16 protein-coding genes, 1 tRNA gene and 1 riboswitch are annotated in these 15695 nt (G+C 57.9%); of the genes, 8 read left to right on the top strand and 9 right to left on the bottom strand.

Annotation, left to right across the window (positions count from 1 at the left end; all coding sequences use genetic code 11):
* The first annotated feature begins 78 nt into the window (after positions 1-78).
* The gene (locus AAFM46_RS03335; RefSeq protein WP_343319557.1) at positions 79-2058 is read left to right on the top strand and encodes an amino acid transporter; all 1980 of its coding nucleotides are present in this window, start codon (positions 79-81) and stop codon (positions 2056-2058) included.
* On the opposite strand, the gene AAFM46_RS03330 is transcribed toward AAFM46_RS03335, so the two are convergent.
* A complete protein-coding gene (locus tag AAFM46_RS03330) occupies positions 2055-2642 on the bottom strand; it encodes a helix-turn-helix domain-containing protein (protein WP_283530774.1) in 588 nt (195 codons plus the stop codon). The two genes, AAFM46_RS03335 and AAFM46_RS03330, sit on opposite strands and share 4 nt — an antisense overlap.
* Positions 2643-2792: 150 nt before the next feature.
* Between AAFM46_RS03330 and AAFM46_RS03325 the strand changes: the two genes are divergently transcribed.
* Positions 2793-4316, top strand: coding sequence for a sodium:solute symporter (locus AAFM46_RS03325; protein ID WP_283530775.1), 1524 nt, complete (start codon positions 2793-2795; stop codon positions 4314-4316).
* A gap of 92 nt (positions 4317-4408) precedes the next feature.
* Positions 4409-4520, top strand: a riboswitch (SAM riboswitch).
* 13 nt (positions 4521-4533) lie between these two features.
* Positions 4534-4818, top strand: coding sequence for a hypothetical protein (locus AAFM46_RS03320; RefSeq protein WP_343319556.1), 285 nt, complete (start codon positions 4534-4536; stop codon positions 4816-4818).
* Positions 4819-4838: 20 nt separating this feature from the next.
* Here AAFM46_RS03320 and AAFM46_RS03315 read toward each other — a convergent pair whose 3' ends face one another.
* Positions 4839-5081 (bottom strand): lipoyl domain-containing protein, encoded by a 243-nt coding sequence (locus AAFM46_RS03315; protein WP_283530777.1) that lies wholly within the window; start codon positions 5079-5081, stop codon positions 4839-4841.
* A 101-nt stretch (positions 5082-5182) separates the two neighbouring features.
* Positions 5183-5326, bottom strand: a complete 144-nt coding sequence (locus AAFM46_RS03310) for a hypothetical protein (RefSeq protein ID WP_283530778.1) — start codon at positions 5324-5326, stop codon at positions 5183-5185.
* Positions 5327-5478: 152 nt separating this feature from the next.
* On the opposite strand from AAFM46_RS03310, the gene AAFM46_RS03305 reads away from it, so the two are divergent.
* Positions 5479-6573, top strand: coding sequence for a VIT1/CCC1 transporter family protein (locus AAFM46_RS03305; protein ID WP_343319554.1), 1095 nt, complete (start codon positions 5479-5481; stop codon positions 6571-6573).
* A 90-nt stretch (positions 6574-6663) separates the two neighbouring features.
* Here AAFM46_RS03305 and AAFM46_RS03300 read toward each other — a convergent pair whose 3' ends face one another.
* Positions 6664-7809 carry an LOG family protein gene (locus tag AAFM46_RS03300; protein ID WP_343319553.1) on the bottom strand — a complete coding sequence of 382 codons (1146 nt, stop codon included), beginning with the start codon at positions 7807-7809 and terminating at the stop codon, positions 6664-6666.
* Positions 7810-7890: 81 nt separating this feature from the next.
* On the opposite strand from AAFM46_RS03300, the gene AAFM46_RS03295 reads away from it, so the two are divergent.
* Positions 7891-8196, top strand: coding sequence for a rhodanese-like domain-containing protein (locus AAFM46_RS03295; RefSeq protein WP_283530781.1), 306 nt, complete (start codon positions 7891-7893; stop codon positions 8194-8196).
* An 80-nt stretch (positions 8197-8276) separates the two neighbouring features.
* Here AAFM46_RS03295 and sucD read toward each other — a convergent pair whose 3' ends face one another.
* From sucD to pcrA, 4 genes are all read right to left on the bottom strand, one after another.
* On the bottom strand, positions 8277-9179 hold the full coding sequence (gene sucD / locus AAFM46_RS03290) for a succinate--CoA ligase subunit alpha (protein WP_283530782.1): 903 nt from the start codon (positions 9177-9179) through the stop codon (positions 8277-8279).
* 15 nt (positions 9180-9194) lie between these two features.
* Positions 9195-10364, bottom strand: coding sequence for an ADP-forming succinate--CoA ligase subunit beta (gene sucC, locus AAFM46_RS03285; RefSeq protein WP_283530783.1), 1170 nt, complete (start codon positions 10362-10364; stop codon positions 9195-9197).
* Between the two features lie 198 nt (positions 10365-10562).
* Positions 10563-11294 (bottom strand): hypothetical protein, encoded by a 732-nt coding sequence (locus AAFM46_RS03280; protein ID WP_343319550.1) that lies wholly within the window; start codon positions 11292-11294, stop codon positions 10563-10565.
* Positions 11295-11298: 4 nt separating this feature from the next.
* Positions 11299-13869: a DNA helicase PcrA gene (gene pcrA / locus AAFM46_RS03275; RefSeq protein WP_343319548.1), complete on the bottom strand. Its 2571-nt coding sequence runs from the start codon at positions 13867-13869 to the stop codon at positions 11299-11301.
* Between pcrA and AAFM46_RS03270 the strand changes: the two genes are divergently transcribed.
* Complete coding sequence (locus AAFM46_RS03270) at positions 13868-14005, top strand: hypothetical protein (protein ID WP_283530786.1); 138 nt, start codon at positions 13868-13870, stop codon at positions 14003-14005. The genes pcrA and AAFM46_RS03270 overlap by 2 nt on opposite strands.
* 13 nt (positions 14006-14018) lie before the next feature.
* Here AAFM46_RS03270 and AAFM46_RS03265 read toward each other — a convergent pair whose 3' ends face one another.
* Complete coding sequence (locus AAFM46_RS03265; RefSeq protein WP_343319547.1) at positions 14019-14882, bottom strand: inositol monophosphatase; 864 nt, start codon at positions 14880-14882, stop codon at positions 14019-14021.
* Positions 14883-14914: 32 nt separating this feature from the next.
* On the opposite strand from AAFM46_RS03265, the gene AAFM46_RS03260 reads away from it, so the two are divergent.
* Positions 14915-15541 (top strand): hypothetical protein, encoded by a 627-nt coding sequence (locus AAFM46_RS03260; RefSeq protein WP_283530788.1) that lies wholly within the window; start codon positions 14915-14917, stop codon positions 15539-15541.
* A gap of 62 nt (positions 15542-15603) precedes the next feature.
* Positions 15604-15675: transfer RNA gene (locus tag AAFM46_RS03255), tRNA-Arg, on the top strand.
* Positions 15676-15695 lie beyond the last annotated feature (20 nt).

Here is a 15695-nt window from a genome sequence, read left to right as displayed (position 1 = left end):
AGCCGCGCATCAACTGCAACCGCAGCCACAGCTCGGTAAATTCCGCAATTTAGCGGTAGCGAAGACGAAAGGCCGCACGTGACATCCCTTGCCAAGGCTCCGGCCGATCCCGGAGGCGCCGGAAAGCTTCGGGGCAAAGCAGCGCTGCACCAGTGGTTGTTAGAAGGCATGCCCGAAAGTTCCGGCAAACGTCAGGGACCGCATGGCCGGCCAGCAGAACACCAGAAACCGCACTCATGGTGGCGAGTCATGTGCCTGACAGGTCTTGACTACTTCTCAACCCTTGGCTACCAGCCCGCCATAGCAGCGCTGGCAGCAGGGGTGTTGGCTCCGATAGCCACCATTGTCCTTGTCCTGGTGACCTTGTTCGGCGCACTTCCCGTGTACAAGCGGGTAGCCAGGGAGAGCCCACGTGGCGCCGGCTCTATCGCCATGCTTGAACGCCTGCTTCCGCGCTGGTGGGGCAAGCTCTTTGTGCTGGCTCTGCTCGGTTTCGCGGCCACCGACTTCATGATCACCATCACGCTCTCAAGCGCGGACGCCACCGCCCATGTGATTGAAAATCCCTTCGCACCGGACTTCCTTCATGGGCAAAACGTCATCATCACACTTGTTTTGATTACTGCCTTGGCAGCTGTTTTCATGCGGGGCTTCAAGGAAGCCATCAGCATTGCAGTGGTTCTAGTGGCCCTCTTTTTAGTCCTGAACCTTGTAGTTATCAGTGTGGCACTGGTGAACGTGGTGAACAGTCCCCTGCTGACTGCCGATTGGTGGGGCGCGCTCACCACATCACACGGCAACCCAATCATGATTGTTGCCATCGCCCTCCTTGTCTTTCCCCGCCTTGCCTTGGGCCTGTCCGGGTTTGAAACGGGAGTTGCCGTCATGCCGCAGATCAAGGGTCACCCCACCGACACGGATACTAATCCTGAGGGTCGAATCAAGGGCGCTCATAGGCTCCTCACCACAGCGGCCGTCATCATGAGTACCTTCCTGATCACGTCCTCGCTGGCCACCACTATTTTGATTCCCGCCGCCGAATTCCAGCCGGGTGGGGCAGCCAATGGACGCGCTCTTGCCTTCCTAGCCCACAAACTACTCGGCGAAGGCTTCGGCACAGTCTATGACATCAGCACCATAGCCATCTTGTGGTTCGCCGGAGCAAGCGCCATGGCCGGGCTTTTGAACCTCGTCCCACGCTATTTGCCGCGCTTTGGCATGGCACCCGAGTGGGCAGCCGCCGTGCGACCCCTGGTGCTGGTGTTCACCGCCGTCGCAATTCTCATCACAGTAATTTTCAAGGCCGACGTCGACGCTCAGGGAGGTGCCTATGCCACAGGTGTTCTGGTGCTCATCACCTCCGCAGCGATCGCCGTAACCTTATCCGCCAGGCGCAAAGGTGAGCGAGTAAAGACTGTTGGCTTTGGTGCCGTCTCAGTAGCTTTCATGTACACAACTGTGGCGAACTCGATCGAACGCCCTGACGGTCTGAAGATCGCGCTGCTGTTCATTCTAGGCATTGTCCTTGTTAGCCTGCTTTCGAGGATCCGTCGATCCTTTGAGCTGCGGGCCACCTACATTCGTTTGGATGAGGCAGCCATGAACTTTGTGGCAGCCGTGGACGAAGGCGGGTTGCGGATCATTTCCCACGACCCAAAGACTCGCAGCTCCTCTGCCTACCGACGCAAGCTTGCCCATGCCGCGCACGTCAATGATATTGGCAATCCTAAAGAGGTGCTGTTCATGGAGGTCATTGTGGATGACTCTTCAGATTTTGAGACGGCGTTGGAGGTACGTGGTATCACCCGGCACGGTTACAAAATTTTACAGGTACACGCCTCAAATGTGCCCAATACCATTGCCGCTGTTCTGCTACATATTCGCGATGTTACGGGGCTTATTCCGCACATTTACTTCCGTTGGACCGAGGGGAACCCCATCTCCAATTTACTGAAGTATCTGTTTATCGGAGAGGGCGAAATTGCACCGGTAACCCGGGAGGTGCTCCGCGAGGCCGAGCCGGATCTGGTGGCCCGCCCGTGGGTGCATGTGGGTTAGTTGACCCCAGAGCCCGAGGCTGCCGGCACAAGAATCCACAACGCTTCAACAGGATACGCCGTATGGTTCTGCCAACTGTGCGGTTCCCGGCCGGGAAATGAAAGCGTGTCCCCTGCGCGCAGGTCATAGGACTCGTGGGTCATGCGTAATGTCAATTCTCCGCTGATAATGTGCAGAACATCCACATCACAATCAACAGCATAAAGTTCAGTTTCGCCACACCCATAAGGTTCAATAGTGGCGCCAAGAATTTGCAGGCGACGTTCAGAGCGTGAGCTCAGCAGGCGCTCTACGATTCCCTCACCGCCTAAGGAGATGCGCGGGCCCTCTCCCCTACGCGTCAAGTGGGTTTCCGGGGCTGCGAAAAGTTCGCCAATGGAAATTGAGAGAACTTGGCACAGCGTCACAAGGGAGGCCACACTTGGTGAGGTGAGATCGCGCTCGACCCTGCTAAGGAACCCTTTTGTCAGTCCCGTCGCGTTAGCCACTTGCTCAATCGTTAGTCGCTGATCCTGGCGAGCGGCGCGAATGCGCGATCCAATGGCAACGGGACCGGTACTTGGTTCCACGTGCAAAGCTTTCATTAGCGGCTCCTTTGACACCACGGCTGCCGCTTGCTCTCAAGCTGCACTTTGACTGTAACTGCAGTCACAGTTTAGCCTAATAGACAACAAGTGTTGCTTAAGAGGCAATATTTCGGGGGATTACTACTACTTCGCACTCTGGAGCATCACATGGACTTAAACATTGCCATAGTCGTCTTATATTTGGTGGCCATGCTGGCCTTTGGTTGGTGGGGAAAGTCGCGGACCAAAAATAATAGCGACTTCCTGGTGGCCGGCCGTCGATTAGGACCATTCCTCTACACAGGAACCATGGCCGCCGTGGTGCTCGGTGGCGCCTCCACAGTAGGAGGCGTGGGCCTCGGTTACAAGTTCGGCATCTCCGGTATGTGGCTGGTCATTGCCATCGGTGTTGGCGTGTTACTGCTCAGCCTGCTATTTGCCCCCACCCTGCAAAAGTTGAAGATCTACACAGTCTCACAGATGCTCAGCCTGCGTTACGGTCAAGAGAGCACCAAGTTCTCAGGCATAGTCATGCTCGCCTACACCATCATGATCTCGGCAACCTCTACAGGAGCCTATGCCACCATCTTTGTGGTCCTCTTCGGCTGGGACCGCTGGCTGGCTATCGCTGTAGGTGGAGCGATTGTGTTGCTGTACTCCACGATTGGCGGCATGTGGTCAATCACCCTCGCTGACCAGGTTCAGTTCATCATCAAGACCGTGGGTATCTTCTTGCTCATGCTGCCCTTCGCTTGGAACGCGGCAGGCGGCCTTGACGGCATCCGTGACCGCGTTGATGCGAGCTTCTTCCAGTGGGATGGAATCGGCGTCCAAACAATCATCACCTACTTTGTGGTCTACACCCTGGGGATGCTCATCGGTCAGGACATTTGGCAGCGCGTCTTCACCGCCCGCACCCCCGAAGTTGCCCGCTGGGGCGGTGCCACCGCCGGTATCTACTGCATCCTTTACGGTATTGCTGGCGCATTGATCGGAATGGCAGCATTTGTTGCGCTGCCCACCATTGACATTGCCAACCTGGGCAAGGATGTTGTTTACGCAGAAGTCGCCACCCAGTTACTGCCCCTGGGCATTGGTGGCATCGTCATGGCCGCGGCTGTGGCCGCCATGATGTCCACAGCATCCGGCTCACTCATTGCCGCAGCGACAGTTGCCCGCAAAGACGTTGTCCCCTACGTTGCCAGCTGGTTCGGCAAGAAAATTGACACCTCAGATTCGGCCAACCCGGAGCACGATGTTAACGCCAACCGTGCCTACGTCCTGGGCTTGGGTGTCCTCGTGGTTTTGATTTCCATTGTGGTCAACGACGTGGTCTTCGCGTTGACAATCGCCTACGACATTCTGGTTGGCGGTCTGCTCGTTGCCATCATCGGCGGCCTTGTTTGGAAGCGCGGTACCGGTCTTGGAGCTGCCTGGTCAATGGCAGTTGGCAGCGTAGTCACCATTGCCATGCTGGTGCTGTTCGCCACCGGAGTCATCTTCAGCGAAGACGGAATCTACGCCAACGAGCCCATCTACATTGGCTTGGCATCATCATTGCTTGTTTATGTTGTGGTCTCCCTGCTGACCCCGCGCACACCCGATCACATTCGCAAGGCTTGGGATGACCGACTCGCCGCAGCCGTCACAGACACCAACTCGGATGAAGTAGGCGCCCAGCTACAGAAGTAACAGCTCTTCTCCAGAGTACGACGGCGGTTGGTGACTAACATTTATTACCTCACCTGCCGCCGTCGTACTTTAAAGCGGTAGTCTGGAGCCAGCTTCATGAGATGCGATGCCAAGCTCCGACTTATCGCGCACCTTCCCCATGCTTCAAGGGTGGTTCGGATGAGGAAGTGACCGGCGGAAAATCTTCGCGGGTAAGAGCAAGCCAAAGGCATCCACCATGATTGCTACCTCCGTAGTCCCCGCATCACGTCAGCCGCCCACACGCCCTTCCGGCATCTCGGTTCTGCCCGCCGTGGACGTTATTCTGGGTTCTGTCACCTTCGCCACGCCCGGCGGCTACCACCGCTATCAGTGTCCGGCCCCAGAAGAGTTGGCCAATGCGCTGGCCCACGCAGTCCGCCCGGCTCAGTGGATTCCGGAAATAGGCACCCTGGTGATCACAGTTGCACAGACTCGGGTCAAAGCCGGGCGCCGGATAGGCTTTGGGCTCACAGCACACTAAGCCGCCAGTGACCCATAACGCTAGGGGTTTGGCCATTCAATGCTGACGATGACTGATCCCTGCTGTACTTCATCGCCTTCTGCTACCCGCAGCCTCACCGTGCCAGCGGCGGGCGCGTAAATCTCGGCGTCGATCTTATTGATGGCGATTTCGGCGAGTAATTGTTTTTCAGCAACCATCTCACCATCTGCAACGTGCCAGGTTGCCAGCACACCAGGCTCAGTTGCATCTCCTGTCATCATGGGAAAGAGGACTTCATTCACTTCGCTACCGCCTTTTCGAACCGTGGTCCCGATGCGCGGGGCCCATTGGCATCACAGCCTATGCGAGTTCACAGCCGAAAGTAATGGCGGGGCGTGCGGAGCTATTTCTTGTTCTTCGCTGCGGTTACTGCTGCTGCCCAGCTCGCGCCCAAGCCGGCACTAATGGTTGATGCCATGACCATCATGCCGGCGTTGGACTTGACCAGCCCGGCGATGAAGAGGGCCACCCTGCAAGCCAGTCCCATGGCGTTGCATCAACTGCACGAAAATACTTTCTATAATTTGTTTCTTGTGGGGGTAACTTCCGGGATCCCGAAACTTTTTCGCTAGGACTACCGGCCGGAAATCAGCCCGGATCCGGGCTACAGTAAGGGCTGACTTTAAGGAGTACGCCCACGTGTCTGAACCTATCCCCACACCAGCGCAGATCAAGCGGTGGCGCCAGTATTTGGCCGATGAGCGCGCCGAGGCTGCCGTCTACCGCGACCTGGCCAAGCGCCGTGACGGTGAAGAAAAGCTGATCCTGCTGGCGCTGGCCACAGCGGAAGGCCGCCACGAGAAACACTGGCTGGACTTACTCGGCGAGCATGTTGGCCCCCCTAGGCGTTCCTCAAATCGCAACCAAGTATTGGGTTTTCTGGCCCGCCGTTTCGGCTCTGTATTTGTGCTTGCCCTAGCGCAGCGTTCGGAATCAAGATCACCCTACGCAAGCGATGCTGACGCCACTGATGCCATGGCAGCCGATGAGTCAATCCATGAAGAAGTAATTCGTGGGCTCTCCGCCAGGGGCCGCACCAGGCTCTCCGGTTCTTTTCGGGCTGCCGTTTTTGGCGCCAATGACGGGCTCGTTAGCAACCTGTCGCTGGTGGTGGGCATGGCGGCCACCGGAGTTGGCAGCCAAGTGGTGCTCTTTAGCGGTATTGCCGGTTTGTTGGCAGGGGCATTGTCCATGGGCGCGGGAGAATTTGTGTCCGTGCGTTCTCAGCGGGAAATGCTTGACGCGTCAGCGCCAACTCAGATCACCCTCACAGCAGCGTCATCGCTTGACCTGGAAAATAATGAACTTGTGCTTGTTTATTTAGCCAGGGGCATGACACGCGAAGCTGCCGAACACCGGGCTGCCGAACGCCTCAGCGAACTAGCCTGTGATTGTGATCCAAGCCTGTCCGCCTCCACCGAAAATGTTGAATCAGCACAGGAACTTCAGACTCTGGGTACGGCCTGGGGCGCGGCAAGTTCAAGTTTCTGCTTCTTTGCGTCAGGCGCTGTCATTCCCATCCTGCCGTTCGTATTCGGCATGACCGGCTTTGGCGCCCTTGCCCTTGCCTGCGCTTTGGTGGGGTTGACGCTGCTAGGAACCGGCGCCATTGTGGGCCTACTTTCTGGTGCTTCACCGCTATGGCGCGGAATTCGACAACTAGCCATCGGAATGGGCGCCGCCGCAGCTACATATCTGCTGGGGATCCTCTTCGGTGGCTTAGTAGGCGCGTAGCGGTCCCCCACCCCCACGCTCGCTCACTCCACGTCGTGTTTTGGCCCACGCTCGCTCACTCCAAGTCGTGTTTTGCGCCACGCTCGCTCACTACGCGCGAGTTCGATTCACCGAATGGGAGTTAACCAGCACTTCACAGGCTTCCTCCACAGACTCCACCACATGAACAAAGCTGTCCATAGCCCGGCCAGCTGCCAATGTCTTCAGAAGCGGCAACACTGGAACCTCCGCCTCCCAGTAGTGACGCCCAACTAACACCATAGGAGTCACTGCCTGCTCGGGAGCATAGTAGTTCTCGCAGGCATCCTGAAAGATCTCCTGCACGGTGCCGGCAGCTCCTGGCAGGAAAACTATTCCGCCACGGGAACGCTCAAGTAAGATCGCCTCGCGTAAGGCGTTGGTGAAATATTTGGCGATCTTCGTGGCGAACATGTTGGGTGGCTCGTGTCCGTAAAACCAGGTGGGGACCCCTAAAGTGTCAGCACCCTCCGGATGCTCCTGACACACCCTGTACGCAGCCCGGGCCCACTCGGTGACCGACGGACGGAAGCCGGGAACGGCTGCCAAGGTGAGAAGGGCACTTTCCAAGGTTCCGGCGTCGTACATGGAAAGATAGGCACCCAGATTAGCCGCCTCCATAGCACCGGGGCCGCCGCCAGTTGCCACAAGAAATCCTGCCTTACTCAGGGCGCGGCCCAGCCATGCCGCTTGGGCATATTGGGCGCTACCTCGCTTCGCCGCGTGGCCGCCCATGACACCCACAACAGGGACCAAGATCTGCCCTAAGAAATCATCAAGTGCGTCAGATATGGCGTGATCATGCATGGCGGTGGCCATCGAGGCATGCAGCCCGGACGCGCGGCCAGTCTGCAGGGTCCATTGGTAGATGAGAGCATCTGGGACCGTCTCATACTGTGCGTGGGCAATACCTCTAAAGAGCTCCTCGCCCGTGTAAAGGTGCCCGCGGTAGGCGTTGAAAGGGACGTGCGGCAGCGTGGGGAAGATCAATGCACCTTGGCTGCGCAGCAAATCCTCAATGCCCGGATCGAAGCGGCACCCCATGAAAACAGCCCCCGCAGCGCACACAGTTGATAGCTCCACAGCCCGACCACGCAGATCTACGGACTGAACGTGCCAGCCGCGCATCGATTTCACGCCACCATCGATCAGCTGGTCAAATTCTCTCAGGTCTTCAATTTCAATGTCCCTGGCGCGGGGTGCAAGTGGTGAATTCACGCCTCTAGCCTAGTCTGGAAGTGATATTTCTTCTTCGACGCCGGCTCCGTATTGGGGCTGGCACCATTTTCAGGAGCACCCATGCAAGAGATCACCCCGGCCGATATCTTGGCCGCAGACCCGGATGTCCAAATCATCGACGTCCGCGAAGCCTCAGAACTAGCTACGGGAATGATCGAGGATGCTGTCCATATCCCTTCCGGTGAGATTCTCCAGCGTGTGGGGGAACTAGATAAGTCCCGACGCATCATTGCTGTTTGTCACGGAGGAGGACGCAGCGAAAAAGTTGCACAAGCACTGACAGCACGTGGGTACAACGCTGACACCCTTGGCGGTGGAATGACAGGCTGGGAGGCACAGGGCCTGCCAACGGTTCCAGAGCAGTAGCACCACCAAAGGGCAGAAAAAAGCGCGGCTACACCACAAGAAATTCGTGATGTAGCCGCGCTTTTAGCGATGCAGAAGACTTACAGTGCCGCGTAAACTTCGCGCAGCAGTGTGGCTGTCTCGGACGGCGTCTTGCCAACCTTGACACCGGCAGCCTCGAGGGCTTCCTTCTTGGCCTGTGCCGTGCCCGCGGAGCCGGAGACGATGGCGCCGGCGTGGCCCATGGTCTTGCCCTCGGGAGCGGTGAAGCCTGCAACGTAGCCAACAACAGGCTTGGTGACGTGAGCCTTGATGTATTCAGCGGCGCGCTCTTCAGCGTCGCCACCAATTTCACCGATCATGACGATGGCCTTGGTCTCCGGGTCTGCCTCAAATGCAGCCAGCGCGTCAATGTGCGTGGTGCCGATGACGGGGTCGCCACCGATGCCGATCGCTGAGGAGAAGCCCAGATCGCGCAGTTCGTACATCATCTGGTAGGTCAGGGTACCGGACTTGGAAACCAAGCCGATGGGGCCCTTCTGAGTGATGTTGTTTGGCGTGATGCCAACCAGTGCTTCACCGGGGGTGATGATGCCGGGGCAGTTGGGCCCAATGATGCGGGTGATCTGGTTGCCGTTCGCATCAACCTTGGACTGAGCCAATGCCCAGAACTCGGCTGAGTCCTGAACCGGCACGCCTTCGGTGATAACAACAACCAGGGGCACGCCAGCTTCGATGGCTTCAACCACAGCGTCCTTGGTGAATGCCGGGGGCACAAACACGATGGAAACATCTGCGCCGGTCTTGGCGACAGCTTCGGTCACGGTGCCGTAAACGGGCAGTTCAACATCACCGTGGGTAACCGTGGTGCCGGCCTTGCGTGCGTTCACGCCACCAACAACCTGGGTACCAGCCTTGAGCATCAGGGCGGTGTGCTTGGTGCCTTCGCCGCCGGTGATGCCCTGGACGATGACCTTAGAGTCCTTGTTCAAGAAAATAGACATGTGTTTTCTAAACCTCTACTTTGCAGCGTGGGCGAGTTCGGCAGCCTTATCGGCGCCCTCGTCCATCGTGGCGGCCAGGGTGACCAACGGGTGGTTGGCTTCGTTGAGGATGCGGCGGCCCTCTTCAACGTTGTTGCCGTCGAGACGGACTACCAGCGGCTTGTTGGCAGCTGAGCCCAGCTCGGCCAGTGCGCCAACAATGCCCTTGGCAACAGCGTCACAGGCGGTGATTCCACCGAAGACGTTGACGAAAACGCTCTTCACCTGAGGGTCGTTGAGGATGACGTCCAAACCAGCGGCCATGACCTCTGCGGATGCTCCACCGCCAATGTCCAGGAAGTTGGCGGGCTTGACGCCGCCATGCTTTTCGCCAGCGTAGGCAACAACATCCAGCGTGGACATAACCAGGCCGGCACCGTTGCCGATAACTCCAACTTCGCCGTCGAGCTTGACGTAGTTCAAGCCGGCAGCCTTAGCCTTGGCTTCCAAAGGATTTGCAGCGGCTGCATCCTCTAGCTCAGCGTGGTGCGGGTTGCGGAATTCGGCATTCTCATCGATGGAGACCTTGCCGTCCAGCGCAACGATGTCCCCTGCTCCGGTGAGAACCAGCGGGTTAACTTCAACCAACGTGGCGTCTTCTTTCTTGAAGACGTCCCACAGCTTGATGATGGCTGCCGCAACCTTCGGCGCCAATTCGGCCTTGAAGCCTGCTGCTGCCACAATCTCATCGGCCTTGGCGGCGTCGATGCCCACAGCGGGGTCAACAGCAACGCGAGCCAGGGCTTCCGGACGTTCCACGGCCAAGACCTCGATCTCCACGCCGCCTTCCACCGAGCACATGGCCAGGTAGTTGCGGTTGGCGCGGTCCAACAGAACTGAGAAGTAGAACTCCTCAGCGATGTCGGCACCTTGAGCGATCATGACCGTATTAACGGTGTGACCTTTGATGTCCATGCCAAGAATGGCGGAGGCGTACTCAAACGCTTCGTCAGCGTTTTTAGCAACCTTCACGCCGCCGGCCTTGCCGCGGCCACCGACCTTTACCTGTGCCTTGACGACTGTGACGCCGCCAATTTTCTCGGCTGCTGCCTTTGCTTCTTCAGGGGTGTGCGCCACGATGCCGGCCAACACGGGAACGCCGTGAGCCTCAAACATGTCGCGCGCCTGGTATTCAAACAGGTCCACGGATTTGTGTCCTTCTACGTCGAAGTAGTGATTTTGAGGGGCGTTGACCCCTTTCACACATTACCGCGTAGTTGGTAAAGCACATACTTCACTCATGCGCCACCACCAGAATTGGTTATTCAGCTCACAATGGAGCCCGTTCAGCGCACGACGGCGTGACCCGGCTCGCATACAGGGGCACCGTTCGCTGGGCTCACGTTATTTCATGCTGGAGGCGCTTGTGGTGGGGGTGGGGCTCTGCTCTGTCTTTTTCTCCGGGCTGAACAGTTCATACTTACCGGGGGAAATGAAAAACCCGGTTCCATTGGCCAAGTTTGCGCACGCAACGCCATCATCCATGGGTGAGCAGCGGTACCCTTGCTCATCCATGGCCAGTCCCGGCGGCAGCACCGGGATGCTGCCCATCTCTTGATTCACTGTTCCATCAGCACCAAAGGCGGCTTCAACGGCTGTGACACCTGCTCGACAACCACCGTAAGTGGCCTTGTCCGGATACAGCACGGCCGTACCACCAAGCAATCCAACGTTGGTTCCGGCGCAGGATTCATGGTCATCCGCGGCTTGTATCTGCGGGTAAGTAACCATTTGGCAGTTCACCACAGGAATTATGGGTGCAGCGTCATTGGCCTTGTCACTAAAGTTTTTTGGTTCCCAGGGTTGATTTAGGTTGCCCGCTTTGGCTGAGGTGAAAACACAGGCGATGTTCCGTGTATCGGTGATGAACTGTGGCAGTTCGGCGGGGGTATCCTCCTCACCTGGCTGGCCAACCGGTGTGTCTTTGAGCCGGTCCAGGTATGTTTGTGCTGCCGTGGAGCTGTGGGTGGCGGTGGGTTCCCCGTTCCCCACAGGCACTGTTATACAGCCAGAGAGTACTAGGGTTGCCGCCACCGCAGTCATCAAGGCAGCAACAATCCGTGCGTGTGCACCCATGGCCTTATCCATCCACCTTGACCACGGGCGCATAACGCAGCAGCAGGCGTTTTTCGCCAATTTCAAAGCGCACTTTTGCCACCGACTTATCTCCGGCGCCGCTGACTTCTAACACTGTGCCGTTACCAAAGCTTGTGTGATTGACCTTGTCGCCAACGGTGACTGAAACGACTTCTTTTTGCGGCTGTACACGTCCGGCAGCGGTCCTGGCCGAAATACTTGGCGGCAACACTCCTGAATCACGCCCACCAACTGCCGACCCGGCACCCCAGGACGACCCCGAATACCGGCTACTGCCAAAGTTCCCGGCAAGGGGGGCCGCACGTGTAGTGCCTTCACGTTTCCACTGAATAAGTTCGGCCGGAACTTCATCAATAAACTGGCTGGCCGGGTTGTACTGACTTTGACCCCACAAACTACGCATTTCCGAGCGGGTCAGGTAGAGCCGTTTGCGCGCTCGAGTCAGGCCCACGTAAGCCAAACGCCTTTCCTCGGCAAGTTCCTTTGGATCCGTGGCGGAGCGTGCATGGGGGAACAAACCATGTTCCATTCCGGTCAAAAATACCACCGGAAACTCAAGGCCCTTGGCCGTGTGCAGCGTCATCAATGTCACCACTCCGAGCCGTTTGGCCTCGGCAACAGCCGCTGCGGCCTCGGCTTCGGAGCCGCCAGGAGCGTCAGGAATCTGGTCAGCATCAGCAACCAAGGAGACCTGCTCGAGGAACTCACCCAGGGTCCCTTCTGGATTTTCCTGCCCAAATTCACGCACGACGGCGAGAAGTTCGGCCAGGTTCTCCACGCGTGACTCATCTTGTGGATCGGTGCTGTTACGCAACGCAACGAGGTAGCCGGTTTGCTCAAGGACCGCCTCAAGCGCGGTGGCGGGGGTGGCTGTTGCCGCCACTTCACCAAGATCCGCCATCATTTTAACGAAGACGTTCACAGCGTTCAGGGACCGTGAAGCGATGCCGGGGGCTTCCTGCGCCCGTACCAGCGCGGCCGAGAAGGAGATCCGCTCCCGCTCCGCCAGTGCTGCAACAGCGCCTTCTGCACGGTCACCGATCCCCCGCTTGGGTTCGTTGAGAATTCGGCGCAGGTTCACATCGTCGTCCGGGTTTACCAGCGCGCGAAGATAGGCCAGTGCATCCTTGATCTCCTTACGCTCATAGAAACGAGTTCCGCCCACAACACGGTAGGGCAGCCCAACCCGGACCAGAATGTCCTCAATGGCACGGGACTGCGCGTTGGTGCGGTAGAAGATGGCGACATCGCCTGGACGAACATCAGTTTCGTCCTGGAGCCTGTCGATTTCCTTGGCGATGAATCTGGCTTCCTCATGCTCGGATTCGGCCACGTAGCCGATGATCTTTTCGCCATCACCCTCAGCGGTCCACAACCGTTTTTCCCGGCGGTTGGGGTTGCGGGAGATCACTGCATTGGCGGCGCTGAGAATGTTCTGTGTGGAGCGGTAATTTTGTTCCAACTTGATGGTGTCCGCGCTGGGATAATCCTGCTCAAATTCCACAATGTTGCGGATGTCTGCGCCACGGAATGCATAGATGGACTGATCGGAATCGCCTACAACGGTCAATTCTGCGGGGGCTACGCTGGCTGGATCAGCCATGTCAGCGCCAGCATCTGTTCCCACTATTTCCCGGACAAGTGCATATTGGGCGTGGTTGGTGTCCTGGTACTCGTCAACCAAAACATGCCGGAAACGGCGCCTGTAATAATCCGCCACCCCGGGAAATGCCCGGAACATATACACGGTTTGAGCAATAAGGTCATCAAAGTCCATGGCGTTAGCCTGGCGCAGACGTTGGGTGTACCCCTTATAGACCTCGGCAACGGCGGCGGCGAAGGGTTCGTTGAAATTGGTGTTGAGCGAATTCTCTTCATCATCGATGAGCTCATTTTTCAACGCCGAAATTTTGTGCATGATGGCCTTGGGCGCAAACTTCTTCGGGTCCAGGTCCAGCCCCTTGGACACCAGCGTAATGAGCCGCAAAGAATCGGCGGAGTCGTAGATGGAGAAGTTGGAATTATGTCCAATGGTTTTGGCTTCGCGGCGCAAAATTCGCACACAGGACGAGTGGAACGTTGAAATCCACATACTTTTGGCCGCATCACCAATGAGCGCCTCGATGCGCTCACGCATCTCCGCAGCAGCCTTGTTCGTGAAAGTGATCGCCAGAATTTGGCCAGGATGCGCCTGCCCGGTAGCTAACAGGTAGGCGATCCGGTGGCTGAGGACCCGGGTTTTGCCCGAGCCGGCACCCGCCACAATCAGCAGCGGGGCACCAGTATGCACAACGGCCGCTTCCTGCTGCGGGTTCATCCCCTCCAGTAATTCAGCGGGATCCGGCCAGCGCCGGGCCGAGCTGATCCCCTGCTCTCTGGCAGATGCTCGCAATTGCTGATCTTGGCCATCGCCAAGAACGGGGCTCTCGCCACTAAATTCGGGCGCGTCAGCCCCGGGATCGTCCTGGTCAAAGGCCTGCCACGCAGGCAGTCCGGCTCCCGGGCTGAGCTTTGGTTTGGACTTTTCGGGGTAAGGGTCAAACAACATATCCATGGTGCCATCCAGTGTAGTTCGCCCCACTGACAAAGCCCGACAGGGTCCCGCACCGCCCGTTGAGGTTGGAGATAATGACGTCCGTGAGGAACGAGCGGACGTCATTATCTCCAACCTCAACGGCCAAATCGGGTAAGACTGGTCCGTATTTAGGCGGGCAGGACGCCGAGTTCAAGCGCCACTTTGAGCTGCGCCACAGCACCGGAGGGTCCGGCAACGTACCAGTGAAGACCATTGACGTGCACGACGGCGGTGTCCCCGCCCGCCGCTTCAACGATCCCTTTGCCTGGCAGCCAGTCCCATGACGGGCAACTGTGTTGAAACCACACGCCCAATTCGCCCTGCGCCACCCGCGCCAGATCGCAGGAGCCGGACCCCAGCATGCGCAGGGTGGCCGGCAGTTGCGCTGCGCTCTTCCACGGCACAGCCGCACGGGGCTCGGCAAGCCAGCCAGGATGGATGTAGCTTCCGGCAGAAAGCTCACCCAGTTCTTGACGGGTATCAACATGAATTGGTTGGCCGTTCAGCGTGGCGGGCTGGGTGGTTCCGCCCAGCCACAGTTTGTCCTCGTCCAGCTGGTAGACGGCTCCCAGGAGTACCTCAGCGGTGGTGAGCCTATCCGTCGTCGTGCCTAAAGTAGATATCCCTAAATCAGGGGAAGGCCCAGTCAACGCCAAGGCTGCGCACCAATAAGTGGAGCCGCTGGCAAAGTTGTAGGTGCCATCCACGGGGTCGATCACCCAGCAGCGTCCTGAGGTGCCGCGATAGCCGGCACCTTCTTCACCCAGGATGGAATCACCCGGCCGGGCTTGTCGCAATTCTTCGAAGATGTACTTTTCTGCGGCAAGGTCCGCGGCTGTCACAAAGTCCGCTGTATTTGTTTTTACCTGGCTACCGGCGTTCAAGGCGCCAAGGCCCTGGGCACGGATCAACTGGGCCACTTCGCCGGCATGGCGCAGCAGCTTCGCCGCCAATTCGCTGTCACTGGGCGCGGAGCCCTTATCTATTGCCATGGGACCAGCCTAATCTGCGCGATAATGGTTCCATGGCTAAAACTCCCGCGCAGCGTGCCGCAAAACATGGCAAGGCTGCAACGCCGCCCAGCACTCCCGTTGTCAATGCAAGCACCGAACGTTCCCCACAGAAGGCCCAAGGCAATGCGAACCTCATTCTCATTGCCGGTTCTGTGGCCAGCCTGTTCCTGTTCTGGTATTTTCATCTGCTGACACTAAACCAAATGAGCGATCTGGCTGGGGGTTTGGCCATGCCTGATTCCATGGTTTTCGGCTTTAATGTGAGCCACGTTGAGGCCTTGCGTGCCGCGATGAATTCCGATGCCTTAGGCCAGCTCCAGTTTGTCCACAAGACCGCTGGAATGTTGTTTCCGTTGGTGTTTGGTTTGGTTGCTATGACCATGATCGCCATGAATGTTGCCAAAAAATCTCTGCGTCGGGTGCTGTGGACGCTCCCGATTCTGTTTGCAGTGGTTCAATTGTGGGCCAATATTGTCATCGATAACATGCTTGGTGCCGAAGTGTTGGAAGCCGGTTCCGTCTCACTGGCTTCTGCACTTGTGGTAGCTAGTTGGACGTTTTTAGTGCTGACACTGGCCGGAATAGGCGTGGCCCTGTTTATGGGCCGCAAACCAAAACCCGCTGCTGTGCGCCAATAGCGCGCCTGCCTCCTGGCACCCATTTTTTCCTTGCCTGCCAGTTCCGCTAAGCTGGTTGACGCGCCTCTGTAGTCCAATGGATAAGACAGCCCTCTCCTAAAGGGCAGATCCGGGTTCGATCCCCGGCGGGGGCACTTTTCATGCCCGCATTTAG

The organism is Arthrobacter sp. TMP15, from assembly GCF_039529835.1.
GTDB lineage: Bacteria > Actinomycetota > Actinomycetes > Actinomycetales > Micrococcaceae > Specibacter.
Note: the sequence above shows the minus strand (reverse complement) of the source record. Positions and strands in the feature narration are given on the sequence as shown.

Coding starts and splice junctions, on each gene's coding strand:
- AAFM46_RS03330 (WP_283530774.1), bottom strand. CDS start 2,642: ATGAAAGCTTTGCACGTGGAACCAAGTACCGGTCCCGTTGCCATTGGA.
- AAFM46_RS03265 (WP_343319547.1), bottom strand. CDS start 14,882: ATGGCAATAGATAAGGGCTCCGCGCCCAGTGACAGCGAATTGGCGGCG.
- AAFM46_RS03325 (WP_283530775.1), top strand. CDS start 2,793: ATGGACTTAAACATTGCCATAGTCGTCTTATATTTGGTGGCCATGCTG.
- AAFM46_RS03320 (WP_343319556.1), top strand. CDS start 4,534: ATGATTGCTACCTCCGTAGTCCCCGCATCACGTCAGCCGCCCACACGC.
- AAFM46_RS03295 (WP_283530781.1), top strand. CDS start 7,891: ATGCAAGAGATCACCCCGGCCGATATCTTGGCCGCAGACCCGGATGTC.
- AAFM46_RS03280 (WP_343319550.1), bottom strand. CDS start 11,294: ATGGGTGCACACGCACGGATTGTTGCTGCCTTGATGACTGCGGTGGCG.
- AAFM46_RS03260 (WP_283530788.1), top strand. CDS start 14,915: ATGGCTAAAACTCCCGCGCAGCGTGCCGCAAAACATGGCAAGGCTGCA.
- AAFM46_RS03270 (WP_283530786.1), top strand. CDS start 13,868: ATGGTGCCATCCAGTGTAGTTCGCCCCACTGACAAAGCCCGACAGGGT.
- sucD (WP_283530782.1), bottom strand. CDS start 9,179: ATGTCTATTTTCTTGAACAAGGACTCTAAGGTCATCGTCCAGGGCATC.
- AAFM46_RS03310 (WP_283530778.1), bottom strand. CDS start 5,326: ATGGGACTGGCTTGCAGGGTGGCCCTCTTCATCGCCGGGCTGGTCAAG.
- pcrA (WP_343319548.1), bottom strand. CDS start 13,869: ATGGATATGTTGTTTGACCCTTACCCCGAAAAGTCCAAACCAAAGCTC.